This is a genomic window from Clostridium autoethanogenum DSM 10061 (assembly GCF_001484725.1).
GTDB lineage: Bacteria > Bacillota > Clostridia > Clostridiales > Clostridiaceae > Clostridium_B > Clostridium_B ljungdahlii.
This window is the reverse complement of record NZ_CP012395.1, coordinates 321,304-338,159: the sequence shown is the minus strand read 5'-3', so window position 1 is coordinate 338,159 and position 16,856 is coordinate 321,304. Positions and strand designations below refer to the sequence as shown.

Genomic DNA, 16,856 nt, shown 5'->3' with positions numbered 1-16,856 from the left:
AATGCATTAGTAATTTTTAGGCTATGTTGTTATAAAATTGATATGGCTATGTAATGTGTTAATTAGGGACTTCCAAAAGAAGTCCCTTTTTATATATTGGTGTTAACTTAAACATATCTAATCCCTTTAATACTGCTGTTGCAATGGTGTGCAACAGCAGTTTTTTTATATATCATTAATCAAACTTTAAATTTAGCCACTTAGATAATCTAAATTAATGATGAAATAATCTTAAATTTGAAAATGACATTACCATATTATAGTCGTTACAAGTTTTTATTACAATATCATCTCTTATAGAACCACCTGGCTGAACAATATACTTCACACCGCTTTTAGAAGCTCTATCTATATTATCTCTAAATGGGAAAAATGCATCAGATCCTAAAGATACACCTTGAAGTTTTGAAAGCCAATCTTTTTTTTCATCTAAAGTAAGCTTTTTAGGAATTTCAGTAAATACATCTTTCCATCCTATAGTTTCTTCAGGAGTTACGTCATCACGGAGATACTGATCTATTACATTATCCATTTCAGGCCTTTTAAGTCCTTCTTTAAAAGGAAGGGATAGTACCGTCGGATGTTGTCTTAAAAACCATATATCTGCTTTTGATGCAGCAAGTCGTGTACGGTGAACTCTTGACTGCTGACCTGCTCCAACTCCAATTACCTGACCGTCTACTGCAAAACAAACTGAGTTAGATTGTGTATATTTTAGGGTGATCATTGAAATTAGAAGATCTCTTTTAGCGCTTTCTGGCATATTCTTATTATCTGTTACTATGTTTTTTAAAAGATCATCCGTTATAACTGCATCATCCCTTTTTTGTTCAAAAGTTACTCCAAATATCTCTCTTTTTTCCATTTCTTCTGGTTCATAATTTGGATCAATTTGAATTATACAGTAGTTTCCTTTTTTCTTTGTCTTTAGAAGCTCTAGTGCTTCCTTGCTGTAGGATGGGGCAATTATTCCATCTGAAACCGATGCTTTAAGTATTTTAGCAGCAGATAAGTCAACTTCATCACTTATAGCTGCAAAATCTCCATAGGAGGACATCCTGTCTGCTCCTCTTGCTCTTGAATAGGCAATAGCTGCAGGGGAGAGTTCCATATCTGAAACTGCATATGCCTTTTTTAATACATCATTTAGAGGCACTGCAACTGCAGCACCTGCAGGGCTTACATGCTTAAAAGAAGCAGCACTACAAAGTCCTGTGGCATTTCTAAGTTCCTTTACAAGTTGCCAGGAATTAAAGGCGTCCATAAGATTGATATATCCTGGTCTTCCGTTTAATATCTTAAAGGGAAGAGTACCTTCTTTCATATAAACTCTTGCAGGTTTTTGGTGTGGGTTGCACCCATATTTAAGTACAAATTCATTCATTTCCATTTATAAAATACCTCCATTTTAAATTTAAGCATAAAAAAACCTGGGCAAATTATATAATTTACCCAGGCGGTCGATATCTTTTTTAATCATGCTCCCTATGGTAAACTCCATTTCCGCCAGTTACATGATTATTTTATGCAATTTATTAAATTATATTATATTGAAAATGTCATGTCAAACAAATTGTTGAAGAATTTATTTTAAGCTGTTATAAATCATTTGTAAATTATATTTCATACTTTGTATGTAATTTTTATTATCTTCATTTCCCTCTATTGTATATATTTTTTCTACTTTTGCTCCAACTTCTTTTGCAAGGGTATTTGATACTTTAGGGCTTACCATGTCTTCCACAAAGATAGTTTTTATTTTATTTTGTTTACAATAGTTTACAAGTCCCTCTAATTTTTTAGGGGAGGGTTCTCCTTCTGCAAATACATCTTCTACACTATTTTGTTTTAAACCAAAATCTCTGCAGAGATATGCAAAAGCAGCATGTCCTGTTACAAAACTTTTATTTGAAACTGTCTGAAATTTTTTGTTATATTCGCTGTACAAATCATCAAGTTGTTTTGAAAAATCATTGTAATTTTTTTCGTAAAAGTTTTTGTTTGATGGATCTGCTTTAATTAAGGCATCTTTTATGCTTTTAGATTGATTCTTGGCATTTTTTAGACTTAGCCACATATGAGGGTCGTATTGCCCATGCTCTTTCGTTTCATCATTATCAGTATTTTTAATTGGAACTGAACCTTTTGAAGTATCTACTGCAATTAAATCTTTATTATTTATAGATTTTAAAACCTTGTCTTTCCAGGATTCCATACCCAATCCATTATATATAAACACATTGGCATCACTTAAGTTTTTGAAATCTTTTGCAGTTGGTTCAAAATCGTGAGGCTCTGTGCCAGCAGGTATCATTGTAATAATATCAATTTTATTCTTTCCAATAGCTGAAGTAAATTCTCTCATTGCGTTAAAGGATACAACTACTTTTATTTTGGATTTGGATTCTTTAGTATTATTTGAAGCTGTTCCCGCAGCACAACCTCCCAAAATGAAAATAATGCAGGTAAAAATAAGGGCTAGTATTGTAAACTTAATGGGTGTATTTCTTTTAAGCATAAACTTCCTCCTAAAATATTATATATGCAAATGCAAACAAATTGCATTTGCATATATAATATTACTAGCTGAAAAGGAATTTGTCAATAAATACTAGAAACTTAGAAATCTGTTTATCTTTAGGAATATGATGGTAAAGTTAACATTGACAAGTTATGTTTGAATAGTTTACAGTAAAATTAAGTAATTTGCAAAATGCTATAAAGGGGATAATTAAAAATGATAGTATTTGATATACCCGGCAGCAGGAGTATTACCATAAAAAATGTTATTTTTGATTTTAATGGTACTCTTGGACAAGACGGGATTTTAATTGATTCTGTGGGGGATAAATTAAAGGAGTTGGCAGGCAAAGGCGTTAATATTTATGTGATTACAGCAGATACTTACGGAACTGTAAAAAATCAGTGCCAGGGTCTTCCAGTTAAGGCTAAAGTATTTAATAAAGAAGATTCATCTAAAGATAAAAAGTATATGGTTGAAAAGCTAGGATGTGATGTTACCGCATCTGTTGGCAATGGAAGAAATGATCTAGAAATGTTTAAAAATAGTATTATATCTATTTGTGTTATTGGGAGAGAAGGATGCTTTACTAAATCTTTGCTAGAATCTGATATAGCAGTTACAAATATTTTAGATGCTATAGATTTATTGTTAAACAATGATAGAATTAGAGCTACACTTAGAACTTAAGCAAAAGTAAAAAATAGAAGGAGGAATAAATATGTGGGTTGTACTCGGATACATAGCTGCTATTATATTAGTGAGCATATTAATCTCAGTATTTTCAAACATTAAGTCAAATAATGAAATTAGGAGAAGAATAGAAAATGATTGGGGTGCAGAGTTTGAAGAAAAATATACGGAAGATGACCTAAAGAGTACAGCGGAATACTTTAATAATAGAAAAGAAGTGGAAAAAGGAACAGTTTTTATTGATGAAATTACCTGGAAAGATCTTGATATGGACAGTATTTTTAAAAAAATAAACAATACAGAAAGTAGTCCTGGAGAACAGTATTTATACAATATATTAAGAGAACCTATATATGATGAGGAGAAACTTAAACATAGAGATGAATTGATAAAATTTTTTCAGAATAATGATAAAGAGAGAAAAAGTATACAATATATACTTGCCAAACTAGGCAAAAATAGGGCTTGTTTTATAACTGATTACTTTTACAATAAGGGTAATAAGAGAAAATCATTACTGTTCTACTACAGAATTTTGTCTTTGATCCCCTTTGCAGGTGTAGGATTAATATTTCTAAATCCATATATAGGACTCGCTACTATTATATTGTCCTTTTCCTACAATATATTTGTATATTACAAAGAAAAAAATAAGATAAAGCATAAATTTGAATCCTTTATGTACATACTTAAAATAGTAAAATATGCTGGAGATATTTTGAAAGAAGATGTAAAGGAGTTTAAAGATTACAATAAAAAATTAAAGGAGGCTCTTAAAGAACTAAGATCTATAAAAAGACTTTCTTTTGCTTCAAAAAATAATGGTACAGATGTAGGGATAATAGCTGAGTATACTAGTATGTTTTTACTCACGGATTTAATTAATTATGAAAAAATGTCAAATGCCCTTATGGAAAGAAACAGTGAGTTTAAAGTAATATTTGAAGTAATTGGAGTGATAGACAGCTGTATGTCTATTGCAGCTTACAGGAGAAGAATAAAAAATTATGTTACTCCAGAGCTTACTAAATGCAGAAGAAAGCAGGAAAATGTGAATGTGTTTAAAGATATAAGACATCCTCTTATGGAAAAATCTGTGCCGAACTCCATAGAGATTTCAGATTCCATTTTAATTACAGGGTCCAATGCATCAGGTAAATCAACTTTTTTAAAAACAGTAGCTATAAATATTATTTTAGCGGAGACAATATATACCTGTCTTGCTTCAGAATTTAAATGCTGTTATTTCAAAATATATACATCTATGGCTTTGAAAGACGACATATTTAGCAATGAAAGTTATTATATAGTAGAAACTAAATCTTTAAAGAGAATTATAGATAATTTAAATGAGGATATACCTACTATATGTTTTGTAGATGAAATTTTACGAGGAACCAATACTGTAGAGAGAATTTCAGCTTCTTCTCAAGTGCTAAAATATTTAACTTTAAATAACTGTATATGCATTGCAGCTACCCATGATGTGGAGCTTACTCATATACTTGAAAGGTATTTTGAGAATTATCATTTTCAAGAAAGTATTGAAAATAATGAAATAAAGTTTGATTATAGAATCCATGAAGGAAGGGCTACCACTCAAAATGCAATAAAGCTTTTAGGCATTTTAGGATATAATGATGCTATTGTAAAAAAGGCACAGGATAAGGCAAACAAATTTTTAACTGAAGGTATATGGGAAGCAGAATAATTTCAATATTATATATAATAAGTATATAATCCAACTTTGGTACATATAAAAGTTTGAATTAATATAAAAAATTGCTAAACAATTTTTTAAAGAACAAAGTTCAAATATCAAATAAGGATAATTTTTTTCCTAACGTAAGAAAATATTAAATTATAGATTTACTCAGGTACGACGGAAATCGTCTTTATTTGTTCTTTGTTATTTGAACTTTGCTATTTTCAAAAGCTTTGCAAAGTTTTTGAAAATAACAGAGTTGATTATATAATTATAATAGTGAGCATTCAATTTATAATTGAATGCTTTTATGTTAAGTATTATTATAATGTTTTTATGACAATGTTTACAAACGGGTTGAATAATTGCTTAAGTAGATGATATAATAGATATATCATAATAAAACACTATATTATGGAATAAAATGTTCCTTTGTATAACTCTATATAATGTTATGTTATGATTCACTGAAAAATAATATAAGTTTTAAACGCTGGGGGTGTTTTAATGAAAAAACTAAAAAAAAGTTTAGTACTCATTCTGGTTTTAATTGTCACAACCATGGCAGCAGGTTGCGGCGGTAGTCAGAGTTCAAGTGAAAAAAAGTCAGATTCCTCTACAAAACAAGAAAAAGCAGTGACTTTAACTGTATCTGCTGCTGCAAGTTTAAAGGATTCTATGAATGAAATCAAACAGTTATATGCAAAAGATCATCCGAATGTTACTATTACATATAATTTTGGAGCAGCAGGGACTCTTCAACAGCAAATTGAACAAGGAGCACCAGCAGATATATTTATGTCTGCAGCAACAAAACAGATGGATGCATTAAAAGGTAAAAATTTGCTAGTAAACGATACTATAACTAATCTTTTAAAAAATGATGTAGTTCTTATAGTACCTAAAAATTCATCTTCTAATGTTAAGAGTTTTAACGATTTAGCAAGTGATAAGGTTAAAAAAGTAGCTCTTGGAGAAGTTAAAAGTGTACCAGTAGGACAATATTCCCAGGAAATACTTACAAATTTAAAGATAATGGATAAGGTTCAACCAAAAGCTATTTATGGTAAGGATGTAAAAGAAGTTTTGACCTGGGTTGAGACAGGAAATGTAGATGCTGGTATAGTTTATAAAACTGATGCATTAGTATCAAAGAAAGTAAATATTGTAGCTACGGCACCTGAAAACTCTCACAAGGCTGTAGTATATCCAACAGCTGTAGTTAAAGCTAGTAAAAATCCTACTCAAGCTAAAGATTTTCTTAAATTTTTATCAAGTGATAAAGCTAAAGCCGTATTTCAAAAGTATGGATTTAAACTTGGAAAATAATTTATTGTAATGGAGAGGATAAGTTTATGAATTTTGATGCTTCGCCTGTATGGATTTCGTTAAAAACTACATTTACGGCTACATTTATAACTTTTTTTATAGGAATTGCAGTAGCTTATTTAATGGTAAATTATAATGGAAAGTTAAGAAATATTTTGGATACTATACTTACCCTCCCACTTGTTCTGCCACCTACGGTGGCAGGATTCTTTCTACTCCTTATATTTGGAATAAATAGTCCTATAGGTAAATTACTTTCTAAAATTGGAATCAATATAATTTTTTCTTGGCCTGCTACGGTAATAGCGGCAGCTGTTATAGCTTTTCCTCTTATGTATAAAACTACAAAGGCAGCTTTTGAGCAGATAGATAGGAATATTGTAAGTGCAGCAAGAACATTAGGTGTTTCTGAATGGAAAGTTTTTTGGAAAGTTGTACTGCCTCTTGCCTGGCCAGGAATAGGGGCAGCTACAGTTCTTTCTTTTGCAAGGGCTCTTGGAGAATTTGGAGCTACTTTAATGATAGCAGGTAATATACCTAACAAAACTGAAACTATTCCTATAGCTATTTATTTTGCAGCTGAAAATGGAGAGATGGATAAAGCTTTTATGTGGGTGCTGTTAATAGTTGCAATCTCAACTATAGTCATTTTACTTATGAATTATTGGAATGACTATCAACAGAAAAATATATACGGTGTTAGGAGAAATTAAAAATGGGACTGTATGTAGATATTGAAAAGAAGTTACCAGGGTTTAGTTTAAAAGTAAAGTTTAATAATGAAAAAAATATAATAGGACTTTTAGGAGCTTCGGGATCTGGTAAAAGTATGACACTTAAGTTTATTGCTGGGTTAGATACGCCTGATAGGGGAAAAATAGTATTAAATGAAAAAGTACTATATGATTCTGATAAAAAAATAAATATTCCAAGTAGAAAACGAAAAGTGGGTTTCTTATTTCAAAATTATGCCCTATTTCCAAACATGAATGTAGAACAAAACATAGGGTTTGGATTGCAAGATATGGATAAAGATAAGAAAAATAAGATAATTTCTGAAAAGATAAATATGATGAATCTTAAAGGATTGGAGAGGAGATTTCCAAGTCAGCTTTCAGGAGGGCAGCAGCAGAGGGTTGCTATTGCCAGGGCCCTTGCAATAGAGCCTGAAATACTTCTATTAGATGAACCTTTCTCTGCATTAGATACTCATCTGAGAAGTAAAATGGAAGAACAACTTATACATATATTGTCCAATTATAATGGACATACGGTATTTGTGTCTCATAATAGAGATGAGATATATCGTATTTGCAAAAATATAGCGGTAATTAATAGAGGTAAAGTAGAAGCTTTTGGAGATAGAGATTATATATTCAAAAATCCTCCTACTGTTTCAGCAGCACAGCTTACAGGGTGCAAAAATATATCTAAGGTTGAAGTGGTAGATGAACATACTATAGAAGCTGTAGATTGGGGATGTACTCTTAAAGTTAAGGATAAAATTGAAGGTAAGGTATCCTACATGGGAATTAGAGCACATTATGTTGAATTAGCAGATGATAATAAAAATGAAAATATATTTAAATGCTGTGTAAACCATATAAATGAAAGTCCTTTTACAGTTTCAATTTATTTGGACAGTGTAGAGGAGAAAACATATACTAAGACTAAAAGTTTACTGTGGGAAATTCCAAAGGAAAATTGGGTTGCACTGAAAAAAATTAGCCAGCCCTGGAATATATATATAGACAAAGACAATTTATTTTTGATTGAATAAAAACTGCAAGATAGGGGTAAACTACAACTATCTTGTGGTTTTTATTTTATTGAGGTAAAAACACTATAAAATATATTAAAAAGAAGGTAATTTAATATGAAAATCAGTGCAAGAAATCAGTTAAAAGGAAAAGTTTCTGAAATTAAAGAAGGAGCTGTAAATGGTGAGGTTATAGTAGACTTAGGAAATGGAACAACTATATGCTCAATTATTACAATGGAATCCATTAAAAATTTAGGAATTAAAGTTGGTTCTGAAGTTACAGCACTTGTTAAGGCTTCTTCAGTAATTATTATGGCTTAAGGAACTTTCAATTAAATAGCCAGATTATTTACTAAATTAGCAAGTAATGTTTATTACATAACTTGCTAATTTTTTTATGCATTTCTATTTAAGAATGTAACTTTATGCATTGCTATATAAGGTGAATTACATGACAATAATGCAAATTTTAATATATTTATATTTTTTATAATAAAAAAACAAAAAATAAATGAAAATAGACATAGATGTAGAATTTATAAACAAATGGAGATAATATAGAAAAATATAGTTAATAATTAAATTGATTTTAAAATTTGATTATAAGGGGGAAAAATTTATGTCAAAAGTACTTATTGTTGATGATGCATCTTTTATGAGGATATCTCTAAAAACTATGCTGTCTAAAAATGGATTTGAGGTTATTGGAGAAGCTAAAAATGGAGTTTCGGCAATTACTAAATATAAGCAATATAATCCTGATATTGTAACAATGGATATTACGATGCCTGATATGGATGGAATTGAGGCACTTAAAAAAATCAGAGAATATGATAATAAAGCTAAGGTTGTTATGATAACTGCAATGGGACAAGAAGCTATGGTTAAAAGAGCAATAGTTAGTGGTGCTAGGTCATTTATTGTTAAACCTTTTAAGGAGGATCAATTGGTTAAAGCACTTAATAAAGTATTATCAGTTTAAATATTGAAACTAGGGGTGGTAAATTGTGTCAGATAAAAGCTCAGATGATGTCATACTTGAATCCTATATATTTGAGACATCCCAGCTTATTGATCAACTTGAAACATTGATATTGGAAAATGAAAGTGGAAATTGCTATTCGGAAGAAACTATCAATGAGATATTTCGCATTATGCATACAATAAAAGGATCATCCGCTATGATGTCCTATGAGTATATTTCAAAGTTGGCTCATTCTATAGAAGATTTGTTTTATTTTCTCAGAGAAGAGAAACCTAAAGATGTAGATTACGAAAGTTTATCAGACTTGATTTTAAAATGTGTGGATTTTATAAAAGTGGAACTTGAAAAAATAAAAAATGGGAATAAAGTGGATGGCAACTGTGATTCTATAATAGAGTACAATAAAAATTTTCTTATGGAGTTACAAAATCAAAAACCTAAGGAGAACATTAGTACAGAAAATAGAAATGAAGAAATCAAATTGACTAATAGATATGAGGCACTTATATTTTTTGAAGACGACTGTGAAATGGAAAACTTGAGGGCTTATACTGTAGTGGAAACTTTGAGAGAGTTTTCAGAAGAGATTAACTATATACCTAAAGATATAATGGAAAATGATGATACTTGTAAAACAATACATGAAAGCGGTTTTAAAATATTTATAAAATCCTATAAATCTTATGATGAACTTTGTGAAATTTTAAACCAGGCAGTTTTCTTAAAAACCTTTAAACTTGAACAGCTAGAAGATGCTGAACAGCTTCAGCAGTCTACTAAATCCAATCAAGGCATAAACGTATGTGATGAAAATACGAAAGATAAATCAATTATACAAGATTTTATAAATGTAAAAGTGGACAAGCTAGATAAGCTAATGTATCTAGTAGAGGAAATGGTTATTGCCGAAGCTATGGTTACTCAAAATTCTGATTTAAAGGGGATGAAACTGAATAATTTTGAAAAATCTTCAAGACAGCTTCATAAAATTACAAGTGAGCTTCAGGATGTGATAATGTCTGTAAGGATGGTACCTATATCTATAGTATTTCACAAAATGAATCGTATAGTACATGATATGAGTAAAAAGTTAAATAAGCAAGTTCATTTAAAATTAATTGGAGAGGATACTGAGGTAGATAAAAATATAATTGAACACATATCAGATCCCCTTATGCATTTGGTGCGAAATTCCATTGATCACGGAATAGAATCAATAGAAGATAGAAAGTGTCTTGGAAAAAGTGAAAATGGAACTGTTACCTTAGAAGCAAAAAATGAAGGAAATGATGTTGTTGTAATTGTAAAAGACGATGGCAGAGGATTAGATAGGAAGAGCATATTAGAAAAAGCTATTTCAAATGGGATACTTAAGAAAAATCCAGAAGAAATGAGCGACCAGGAAATCTATAATTTAATTTTTATTCCAGGGTTTTCCACTAATGAAAATGTTACAGAATTTAGTGGCAGAGGGGTTGGTATGGATGTAGTAGTTAAAAATATTCAAAATGTATGTGGATCAGTTTCAATAGATAGTTTGGAAAATAGTGGGTCTACCATAACGATGAAAATACCTCGAACCCTTGCAATTATAGATGGTATGAATATAAGGGTAGGAAATTCCTATTATACTATTCCTATTACGTCTATAAAAGAGCTTTTTAGTGTGGAAAAAAACAATGTGATTTCTAATATGGACAGCGGCGAAATGATAATGGTGAGGGGTAAATGTTATCCTCTTATCCGTATACACAAATTATACAATATAAAAACTGACGTTAAAAATTTAGAAGATGGAATAATTGTCATGGTAGAAAAAGACAATATGGGATTGTGCATATTTGCAGATGAATTAGCTGGACAACAGCAGGTTGTAGTAAAGTGTTTGCCTAACTATATAAAAAAAGTAAAAAATATAGATGGACTTTCAGGGTGTACCCTCCTTGGAGATGGGAGTATTAGTTTAATACTTGATATAGGTGAACTTGTAAATATGCTTGGTAAATAAAAGTGCGCAGTGAAAGGAGAATATAAATATGTCAGAAATTGTAGTAGATGATAGCTTAGTTGAAGAAGAAGATACTCAAAAGAATAAATATCTTACTTTTACTCTTGAAAAAGAGTTTTATGGTATAGAAATTAAATACGTTATTGAAATAATAGGAATTCAACCAATAAGTGAAATACCTGAACTACCAGAATATATAAAGGGAATTATAAATTTAAGAGGCAAAATAATACCAGTAATGGATATTAGGTTAAGATTTAAAAAGGAGGCAATAGAATATAATGATAGAACATGCATTATTGTAATTCAGATTGAGGACATTTATGTAGGACTTATTGTAGATGGTGTCTCCGAGGTAATAGATATACCTGATTGCGAAATTGTAGATCCTCCAGAAATTAGCAAAATTAGAAATAAATTTATAAAAGGCATAGGGAAAGTTCAAGATAATGTAAAATTGCTTTTAGATTGCGATAAACTGTTAAACCATGGAGATACAGATAGCTTAAGTAATATTTAATATAAAAGGAGTGGATGGGTGTGAAATTATTTAACAATTTAAAAATAGGTATAAGACTATTTGTAGGATTTGCGTTAATTGTACTTGTAATGTGTATAATTGGGATATTCGGATTAATCAATATGAATAAAATCAATGATTTAGACACTCAATTATATAAAAATATGACAGTGCCACTCGGAGAGTTGACTGGACTTAATTCATCTTATGGAGATATAAGAGCACATTTAAGAGATGCTATTTTAGCAGATAATCAATCGGATATGAATCAATATATAAATAAGGTGAATTCATCTAGCTTGGATTTTGATAGTCAATTAGATGAATTTTCAAAGACACTTTTAACTGATTCCGGGAAACAGGCAACTGGAAATCTTAAATCTTCTAAAGCAAAGTATATGGAAATAGCTAATGAAATTATTGATGCGGTAAAAAAAGGTGATAACAAAGGTGCAGTAAGTCTAATTCACAGCAAGCTTAATGCAGCACAGAGTGATGTGGCAAATAATTTGAAAACGGTTATAAGTTTAAAAGAAAATCTTGCAGAAAGCTTTTCACAGAACAATGATAAAACAGCCAGTGCAACCGGAAAACTAATTATAATTTTTATAGTTATAGGAGTGATTGCTGCTGCATTACTAGGAACAATTATTTCACTATCCATAATAAGACCAATTAGAGAGCTTATGCTTTCTACAGATAAAGTTTCAAATGGAGATCTAAATGTAAATATAGATATTAGTGGAAAAGACGAAATAGGAATACTTGCAAAGGCATCTAAAAAGATGAATGACAATTTAAATGAAGTTGTAACAAATATTCAAGCTGCGGCAAATCAGGTGGCTGTCGGTGCTAAACAAGTATCAGATTCAGGTATAGCTCTTTCAGAAGGATCTACGGAACAAGCAAGTTCTGTGGAGGAATTAACGGCTTCTGTAGAAGAGATTTCTTCACAAATAAGGCTTAATGCAAATAATGCAGTTAAGGCAAATGAATTGACTGAACATGTGAAAGATAATGCAGTTAAGGGAAATTCACATATGGATGAAATGCTTAAAAGTATGGATGATATAAATGCAGCTTCGGGGAATATATCTAAAGTTATAAAGGCCATAGATGATATTGCCTTTCAGACAAATATTCTGGCTTTAAACGCTGCTGTTGAAGCTGCGAGGGCAGGTAGGTATGGAAAAGGATTTGCGGTAGTTGCTGAGGAAGTAAGAAATTTAGCTGCAAAGTCACGGGATGCTGCAAAAGAAACTACTGCACTAATAGAAGATTCTATTAAAAAGGTGGATAAAGGTACTAAGATTGCAAATGAAACAGCTGAAGCTCTTGGTGAGATTGTAGAAGGAGTTACAAAGGTAGCAGATTTTGTGGAAAGCATAGCAGTAGCTTCTAAAGAGCAGGCTACTGGTGCAGAACAGATTAGCAGTGGAATAATGGAAGTATCTCAGGTGATTCAAGAAAATTCTGCTACATCTGAAGAGAGTGCAGCGGCAAGTCAAGAACTTTCAAATCAGGCAGATATTATGCTAGAGCAAGTTAAGAAATTTAAAATAAGAAGAATAAATTCTAGTTATGATAAAGTGGAAAATATAAATCCAGAAGTACTTAATATGTTAAAAGATATGAAGGCAAAAAAGAAATATCATGGAATTGATTTAGGAGACTAGGGATATTAATACAAAAAAACATAAAAAATTGGGAGATTACCATTGACAATAGAAAAAAATAGGTATATATTGAAAACATAATAAAACTTAATAAAGTTAAACTTTCGGGGCAGGGTGAAATTCCCGATCGGCGGTATAGTCCGCGAGCTTTTATAGCATGAACTGGTTTGATTCCAGTACCGACAGTAAAGTCTGGATAAAAGAAAGTAAAGATATAGTTTAGGCTATGTTTTTATATGTTTTGTAATTTTATTCCCTGAAGGTTATTTCAGGGAATTTTTATATGCAAAATTTCAAGAAAATTAGGATTACTATAAGTACATAATGTAATATTTTTATAAAAAAGTAAATAAATATATAATTTAATTATGGAAGTGAATCTTATGGAAAAAGAAAATACAGATGAAAAGTATATGAAAGAAGCTTTAAAACTAGCTTTATTGGGAAAAGGATTTGTGAATCCAAATCCCCTTGTGGGAGCTGTGATAGTTAAAAATGGAAAGATAATAGGGAAAGGTTATCATAGGTTCTTTGGAGGGGCTCATGCAGAAGTATATGCACTTAGAGAAGCAGGAGATAATGCACAAGGTGCAGATCTGTATGTAACGTTAGAACCTTGTTCACATTATGGAAAAACTCCACCTTGTGCAAAAGCTATAGTAGAAGCTGGAATAAAAAAGGTAGTAATAGGAAGTGTAGATCCAAATCCTCTTGTATCAGGGAGAGGTGTAAAAATTTTAAGAGATGAAAACATAGAAGTGGTTACCGGGGTTATGGAAAGAGAAGCTGTAAAAATAAATGAGATATTTATGAGTTATATAAAGTCAAAGTTACCTTTTGTAATTTTAAAATCTGGAGTTACTTTAGATGGAAAAATAGCTACAGTTAGTGGTGAATCTAAGTGGATAACAGGTGAAAAATCAAGGTTAAAAGTTCACAAGATGCGAAATAGAGTTATGGCAATTATGGTTGGAGTAGGTACTGTGATTTTAGATGATCCTCTTTTAACTACAAGGCTTGAAGAAAAGTGTAAAAGTCCTAAGGCTGTAATTGTAGACTCAAAGCTGAGAGTGCCTGTTGAATCTCAAATTTTCAAAACTTCTCGTGAAAGAGAAATAATAATAGCATGTACAGAAAAGTTTGATAAGGTCAAGGCAGAGTCTTTAAAAGCTATGGGAGTAAATATAGTTGTCTGTACAGAAAATAAAGAAGGAAGGGTAGATTTAAAATATTTAACTAAAAAACTTGGAGAAATGGGTATAGATAGTGTACTTGTTGAGGGAGGCTCAGAACTTAATTTTTCTGCACTGAAGTCTGGAATTGTAAATAAAGTTATTTATTTTATTGCACCTAAAATACTTGGAGGTAAGAATGCTAAAACTTCAGTTGAAGGATATGGAATTGAAAACCTCTCAGACAGTATAAAATTAAAAGATATATGTGCAGAAAATGTGGGAGAGGACATTATGATACAAGCCTATGTAATAAATGCTGAAAATTAGAAAGAAGGGATAAACTTGTTTACTGGTCTAGTAGAAGAAATAGGAGAAATATTAAAAATATCAAGGGGAAGAAACTCTTCAAAAGTGTCCATAAAAGTAGGAAATTTACTAGATGGAGTTAAACTGGGAGATAGCATTGCTGTAAATGGAACTTGTGTTACTGTAGTTGATTTAAAAAAGAATTCTTTTACTGTAGATATTATGGCTGAAACTTTGAGAATGAGCAGTTTAAAAAATTTAAAAATAGGAAGCAAAGTTAACCTGGAAAGGGCCCTAAGGCTTGGAGACAGATTAGGTGGACATATAGTAAGTGGACATATAGATGGTACTGGAAAAATTGTAGATGTGAGAGAAGAGGACATCTCAACCTGGATAGACATAGAAGCGTCTTATGATTTACTTAGATATATAGTACGAAAAGGTTCCGTGACTATAGATGGTGTGAGCCTTACTGTAGCAGAATTAAATAAAAATTGTTTCAGTGTGTCTCTTATACCCCATACTAAGATGGAAACTATTTTAGATTATAAAAAAATAGGAGATTTAGTAAATATAGAGTGTGATTTAATAGGAAAATATGTAGAAAAAATGGTTTTGAATCCAAAAAAAGAGCCAGAAAAAAGCGGCAGTATAGATGCTTTAAAACTAAAGGAATATGGCTTTATCTGATGGCTACCTACTGTAACCTCCCACTTCTATCAAAGTGAGAGATATTAGAACTCTTGAGCTTCAGCGATTTAGAGTTCTTATGCTGTGTATAACAGTAGCTACGCCCCTAGATAATTCATCTAAACTTAGTGGGAGAAACAAAACTTTAAAGAGAAAGCGGCTATCAGCAAATCAAAGATTTGGAATATCTGCTTTTCCCACTAAGTAAGATTCATTGATGCAATAAGGCATTTTCTTTTAGATGCCTAAACGTTTATTTTTGAAGGGAGATAAAAATCATGAATTTTAAATTTGATACTATAGAAGATGCAATAAAAGATCTTAAACAAGGGAAAATGATCATAATTGTAGATGATGAAGGAAGAGAAAATGAAGGTGATTTAGTTATACCTGCAGAAAAGGCAACTGGAGAAAATATTAATTTTATGATCAAATATGCAAAAGGTCTCTTGTGTGCACCAATTGAAGAAGGAATAGCAGTAAAGCTTGGATTAAATCCTATGGTTCAGCACAATACAGACAATCATGAAACAGCATTTACTGTAACTGTTGACTATAAAGATACTACAACGGGAATATCAGCTTTTGAAAGGGCACATACCATAAATATGATAGCTGCTTCAAATTCTAAAGATGACTTCAGAAGACCAGGACACATATTTCCGCTTATAGCTAAGGAAAATGGAGTGTTTGACAGAACTGGTCATACGGAAGCTTCAGTTGATCTAGCTAAGCTTGCAGGATTTAAAGGTGCAGCAGCAATATGTGAAATAATAAAAGATGATGGAACTATGGCAAGAAGAGATGACTTGATGGAGTTTGCTAAAGAACATAATTTAAAAATTGTTACCATAGTGGACTTAATAGCCTATAGAAAAAAAACAGAGAAATTAGTTAAAAGAGTGGCTTCTGCTAATCTTCCAACTAGATTTGGAAAATTTAAAATTATAGGTTATAAAAATATATTAAATGGTGATGAGCATGTGTGTCTTGTAAAGGGAGATAATTTTGAAAAAGAACCTGTCCTTGTAAGAGTACATTCAGAGTGCCTTACGGGAGATGTTTTTCACTCACTTAGGTGCGATTGTGGACAGCAGCTTCAATCTGCACTTAAACAGATAGAAAAAGAAGGCAAAGGTGTACTTTTATATATGAGTCAAGAAGGAAGAGGCATAGGAATTTTAAATAAGATAAAAGCTTATAAGCTTCAAGAAAATGGAATGGACACAGTAGAGGCAAATTTAGCATTGGGATTTCCAGCAGACATGCGTGATTATGGGATAGGAGCACAAATACTTGAAGATATAGGTATTAAAAAAATAAAACTTCTTACGAATAATCCAAAGAAAATTGAGGGACTTTCAGATTATGGATTGGAAATAGTAGAGAGAGTACCTATTGAAGTAGATTGTTCACAGGAAAGTAAGAGGTATATGAAAACTAAACGAGAAAAGATGGGACATTTATTAAAATTATATAAATAAAA

The 16,856-nt window shown here is 31.1% G+C and carries 15 protein-coding genes and 2 riboswitches; of the genes, 13 read left to right on the top strand and 2 right to left on the bottom strand.

Translation table 11 applies throughout. The features are described from left to right. Window positions 1-214 precede the first annotated feature (214 nt). Both CLAU_RS01500 and CLAU_RS01495 read right to left on the bottom strand, forming a co-directional pair. A complete protein-coding gene (locus tag CLAU_RS01500; protein ID WP_420806597.1) occupies window positions 215-1,384 on the bottom strand; it encodes a phosphoribosylaminoimidazolecarboxamide formyltransferase in 1,170 nt (389 codons plus the stop codon). Between the two features lie 59 nt (window positions 1,385-1,443). Beyond that, a riboswitch (ZMP/ZTP riboswitch) is annotated at window positions 1,444-1,524 on the bottom strand. A gap of 61 nt (window positions 1,525-1,585) precedes the next feature. Beyond that, on the bottom strand, window positions 1,586-2,518 hold the full coding sequence (locus CLAU_RS01495; RefSeq protein WP_013238870.1) for a metal ABC transporter substrate-binding protein: 933 nt from the start codon (window positions 2,516-2,518) through the stop codon (window positions 1,586-1,588). 219 nt (window positions 2,519-2,737) lie between these two features. Between CLAU_RS01495 and CLAU_RS01490 the strand changes: the two genes are divergently transcribed. From CLAU_RS01490 to CLAU_RS01430, 13 genes are all read left to right on the top strand, one after another. Then, the gene (locus CLAU_RS01490; RefSeq protein WP_013238869.1) at window positions 2,738-3,211 is read left to right on the top strand and encodes an HAD family hydrolase; all 474 of its coding nucleotides are present in this window, start codon (window positions 2,738-2,740) and stop codon (window positions 3,209-3,211) included. A gap of 31 nt (window positions 3,212-3,242) precedes the next feature. Then, entirely contained in the window at window positions 3,243-4,925 is a 1,683-nt protein-coding gene (locus tag CLAU_RS01485) for a MutS-related protein (protein WP_013238868.1), read from the top strand. 501 nt (window positions 4,926-5,426) lie between these two features. After that, the gene (gene modA, locus CLAU_RS01480; protein ID WP_023161769.1) at window positions 5,427-6,248 is read left to right on the top strand and encodes a molybdate ABC transporter substrate-binding protein; all 822 of its coding nucleotides are present in this window, start codon (window positions 5,427-5,429) and stop codon (window positions 6,246-6,248) included. A gap of 26 nt (window positions 6,249-6,274) precedes the next feature. Then, window positions 6,275-6,961 (top strand): molybdate ABC transporter permease subunit, encoded by a 687-nt coding sequence (modB, locus tag CLAU_RS01475; protein ID WP_013238866.1) that lies wholly within the window; start codon window positions 6,275-6,277, stop codon window positions 6,959-6,961. A gap of 2 nt (window positions 6,962-6,963) precedes the next feature. Continuing rightward, complete coding sequence (locus CLAU_RS01470) at window positions 6,964-8,028, top strand: sulfate/molybdate ABC transporter ATP-binding protein (protein ID WP_013238865.1); 1,065 nt, start codon at window positions 6,964-6,966, stop codon at window positions 8,026-8,028. Between the two features lie 96 nt (window positions 8,029-8,124). Further along, window positions 8,125-8,331: a TOBE domain-containing protein gene (locus tag CLAU_RS01465; RefSeq protein WP_013238864.1), complete on the top strand. Its 207-nt coding sequence runs from the start codon at window positions 8,125-8,127 to the stop codon at window positions 8,329-8,331. A 298-nt stretch (window positions 8,332-8,629) separates the two neighbouring features. Further along, entirely contained in the window at window positions 8,630-8,992 is a 363-nt protein-coding gene (locus tag CLAU_RS01460; protein ID WP_013238863.1) for a response regulator, read from the top strand. A 25-nt stretch (window positions 8,993-9,017) separates the two neighbouring features. Further along, window positions 9,018-11,003 (top strand): chemotaxis protein CheA, encoded by a 1,986-nt coding sequence (locus CLAU_RS01455; protein WP_013238862.1) that lies wholly within the window; start codon window positions 9,018-9,020, stop codon window positions 11,001-11,003. Between the two features lie 28 nt (window positions 11,004-11,031). Then, window positions 11,032-11,523, top strand: coding sequence for a chemotaxis protein CheW (locus tag CLAU_RS01450; protein ID WP_013238861.1), 492 nt, complete (start codon window positions 11,032-11,034; stop codon window positions 11,521-11,523). Between the two features lie 20 nt (window positions 11,524-11,543). Next, entirely contained in the window at window positions 11,544-13,199 is a 1,656-nt protein-coding gene (locus CLAU_RS01445) for a methyl-accepting chemotaxis protein (protein ID WP_013238860.1), read from the top strand. Between the two features lie 96 nt (window positions 13,200-13,295). Next, window positions 13,296-13,411: riboswitch (FMN riboswitch) on the top strand. A 171-nt stretch (window positions 13,412-13,582) separates the two neighbouring features. Beyond that, window positions 13,583-14,701, top strand: coding sequence for a bifunctional diaminohydroxyphosphoribosylaminopyrimidine deaminase/5-amino-6-(5-phosphoribosylamino)uracil reductase RibD (gene ribD / locus CLAU_RS01440; RefSeq protein ID WP_023161768.1), 1,119 nt, complete (start codon window positions 13,583-13,585; stop codon window positions 14,699-14,701). A 15-nt stretch (window positions 14,702-14,716) separates the two neighbouring features. Continuing rightward, the gene (locus CLAU_RS01435) at window positions 14,717-15,370 is read left to right on the top strand and encodes a riboflavin synthase (protein WP_023161767.1); all 654 of its coding nucleotides are present in this window, start codon (window positions 14,717-14,719) and stop codon (window positions 15,368-15,370) included. 278 nt (window positions 15,371-15,648) lie between these two features. After that, window positions 15,649-16,854 (top strand): bifunctional 3,4-dihydroxy-2-butanone-4-phosphate synthase/GTP cyclohydrolase II, encoded by a 1,206-nt coding sequence (locus CLAU_RS01430; RefSeq protein ID WP_013238857.1) that lies wholly within the window; start codon window positions 15,649-15,651, stop codon window positions 16,852-16,854. Window positions 16,855-16,856 lie beyond the last annotated feature (2 nt).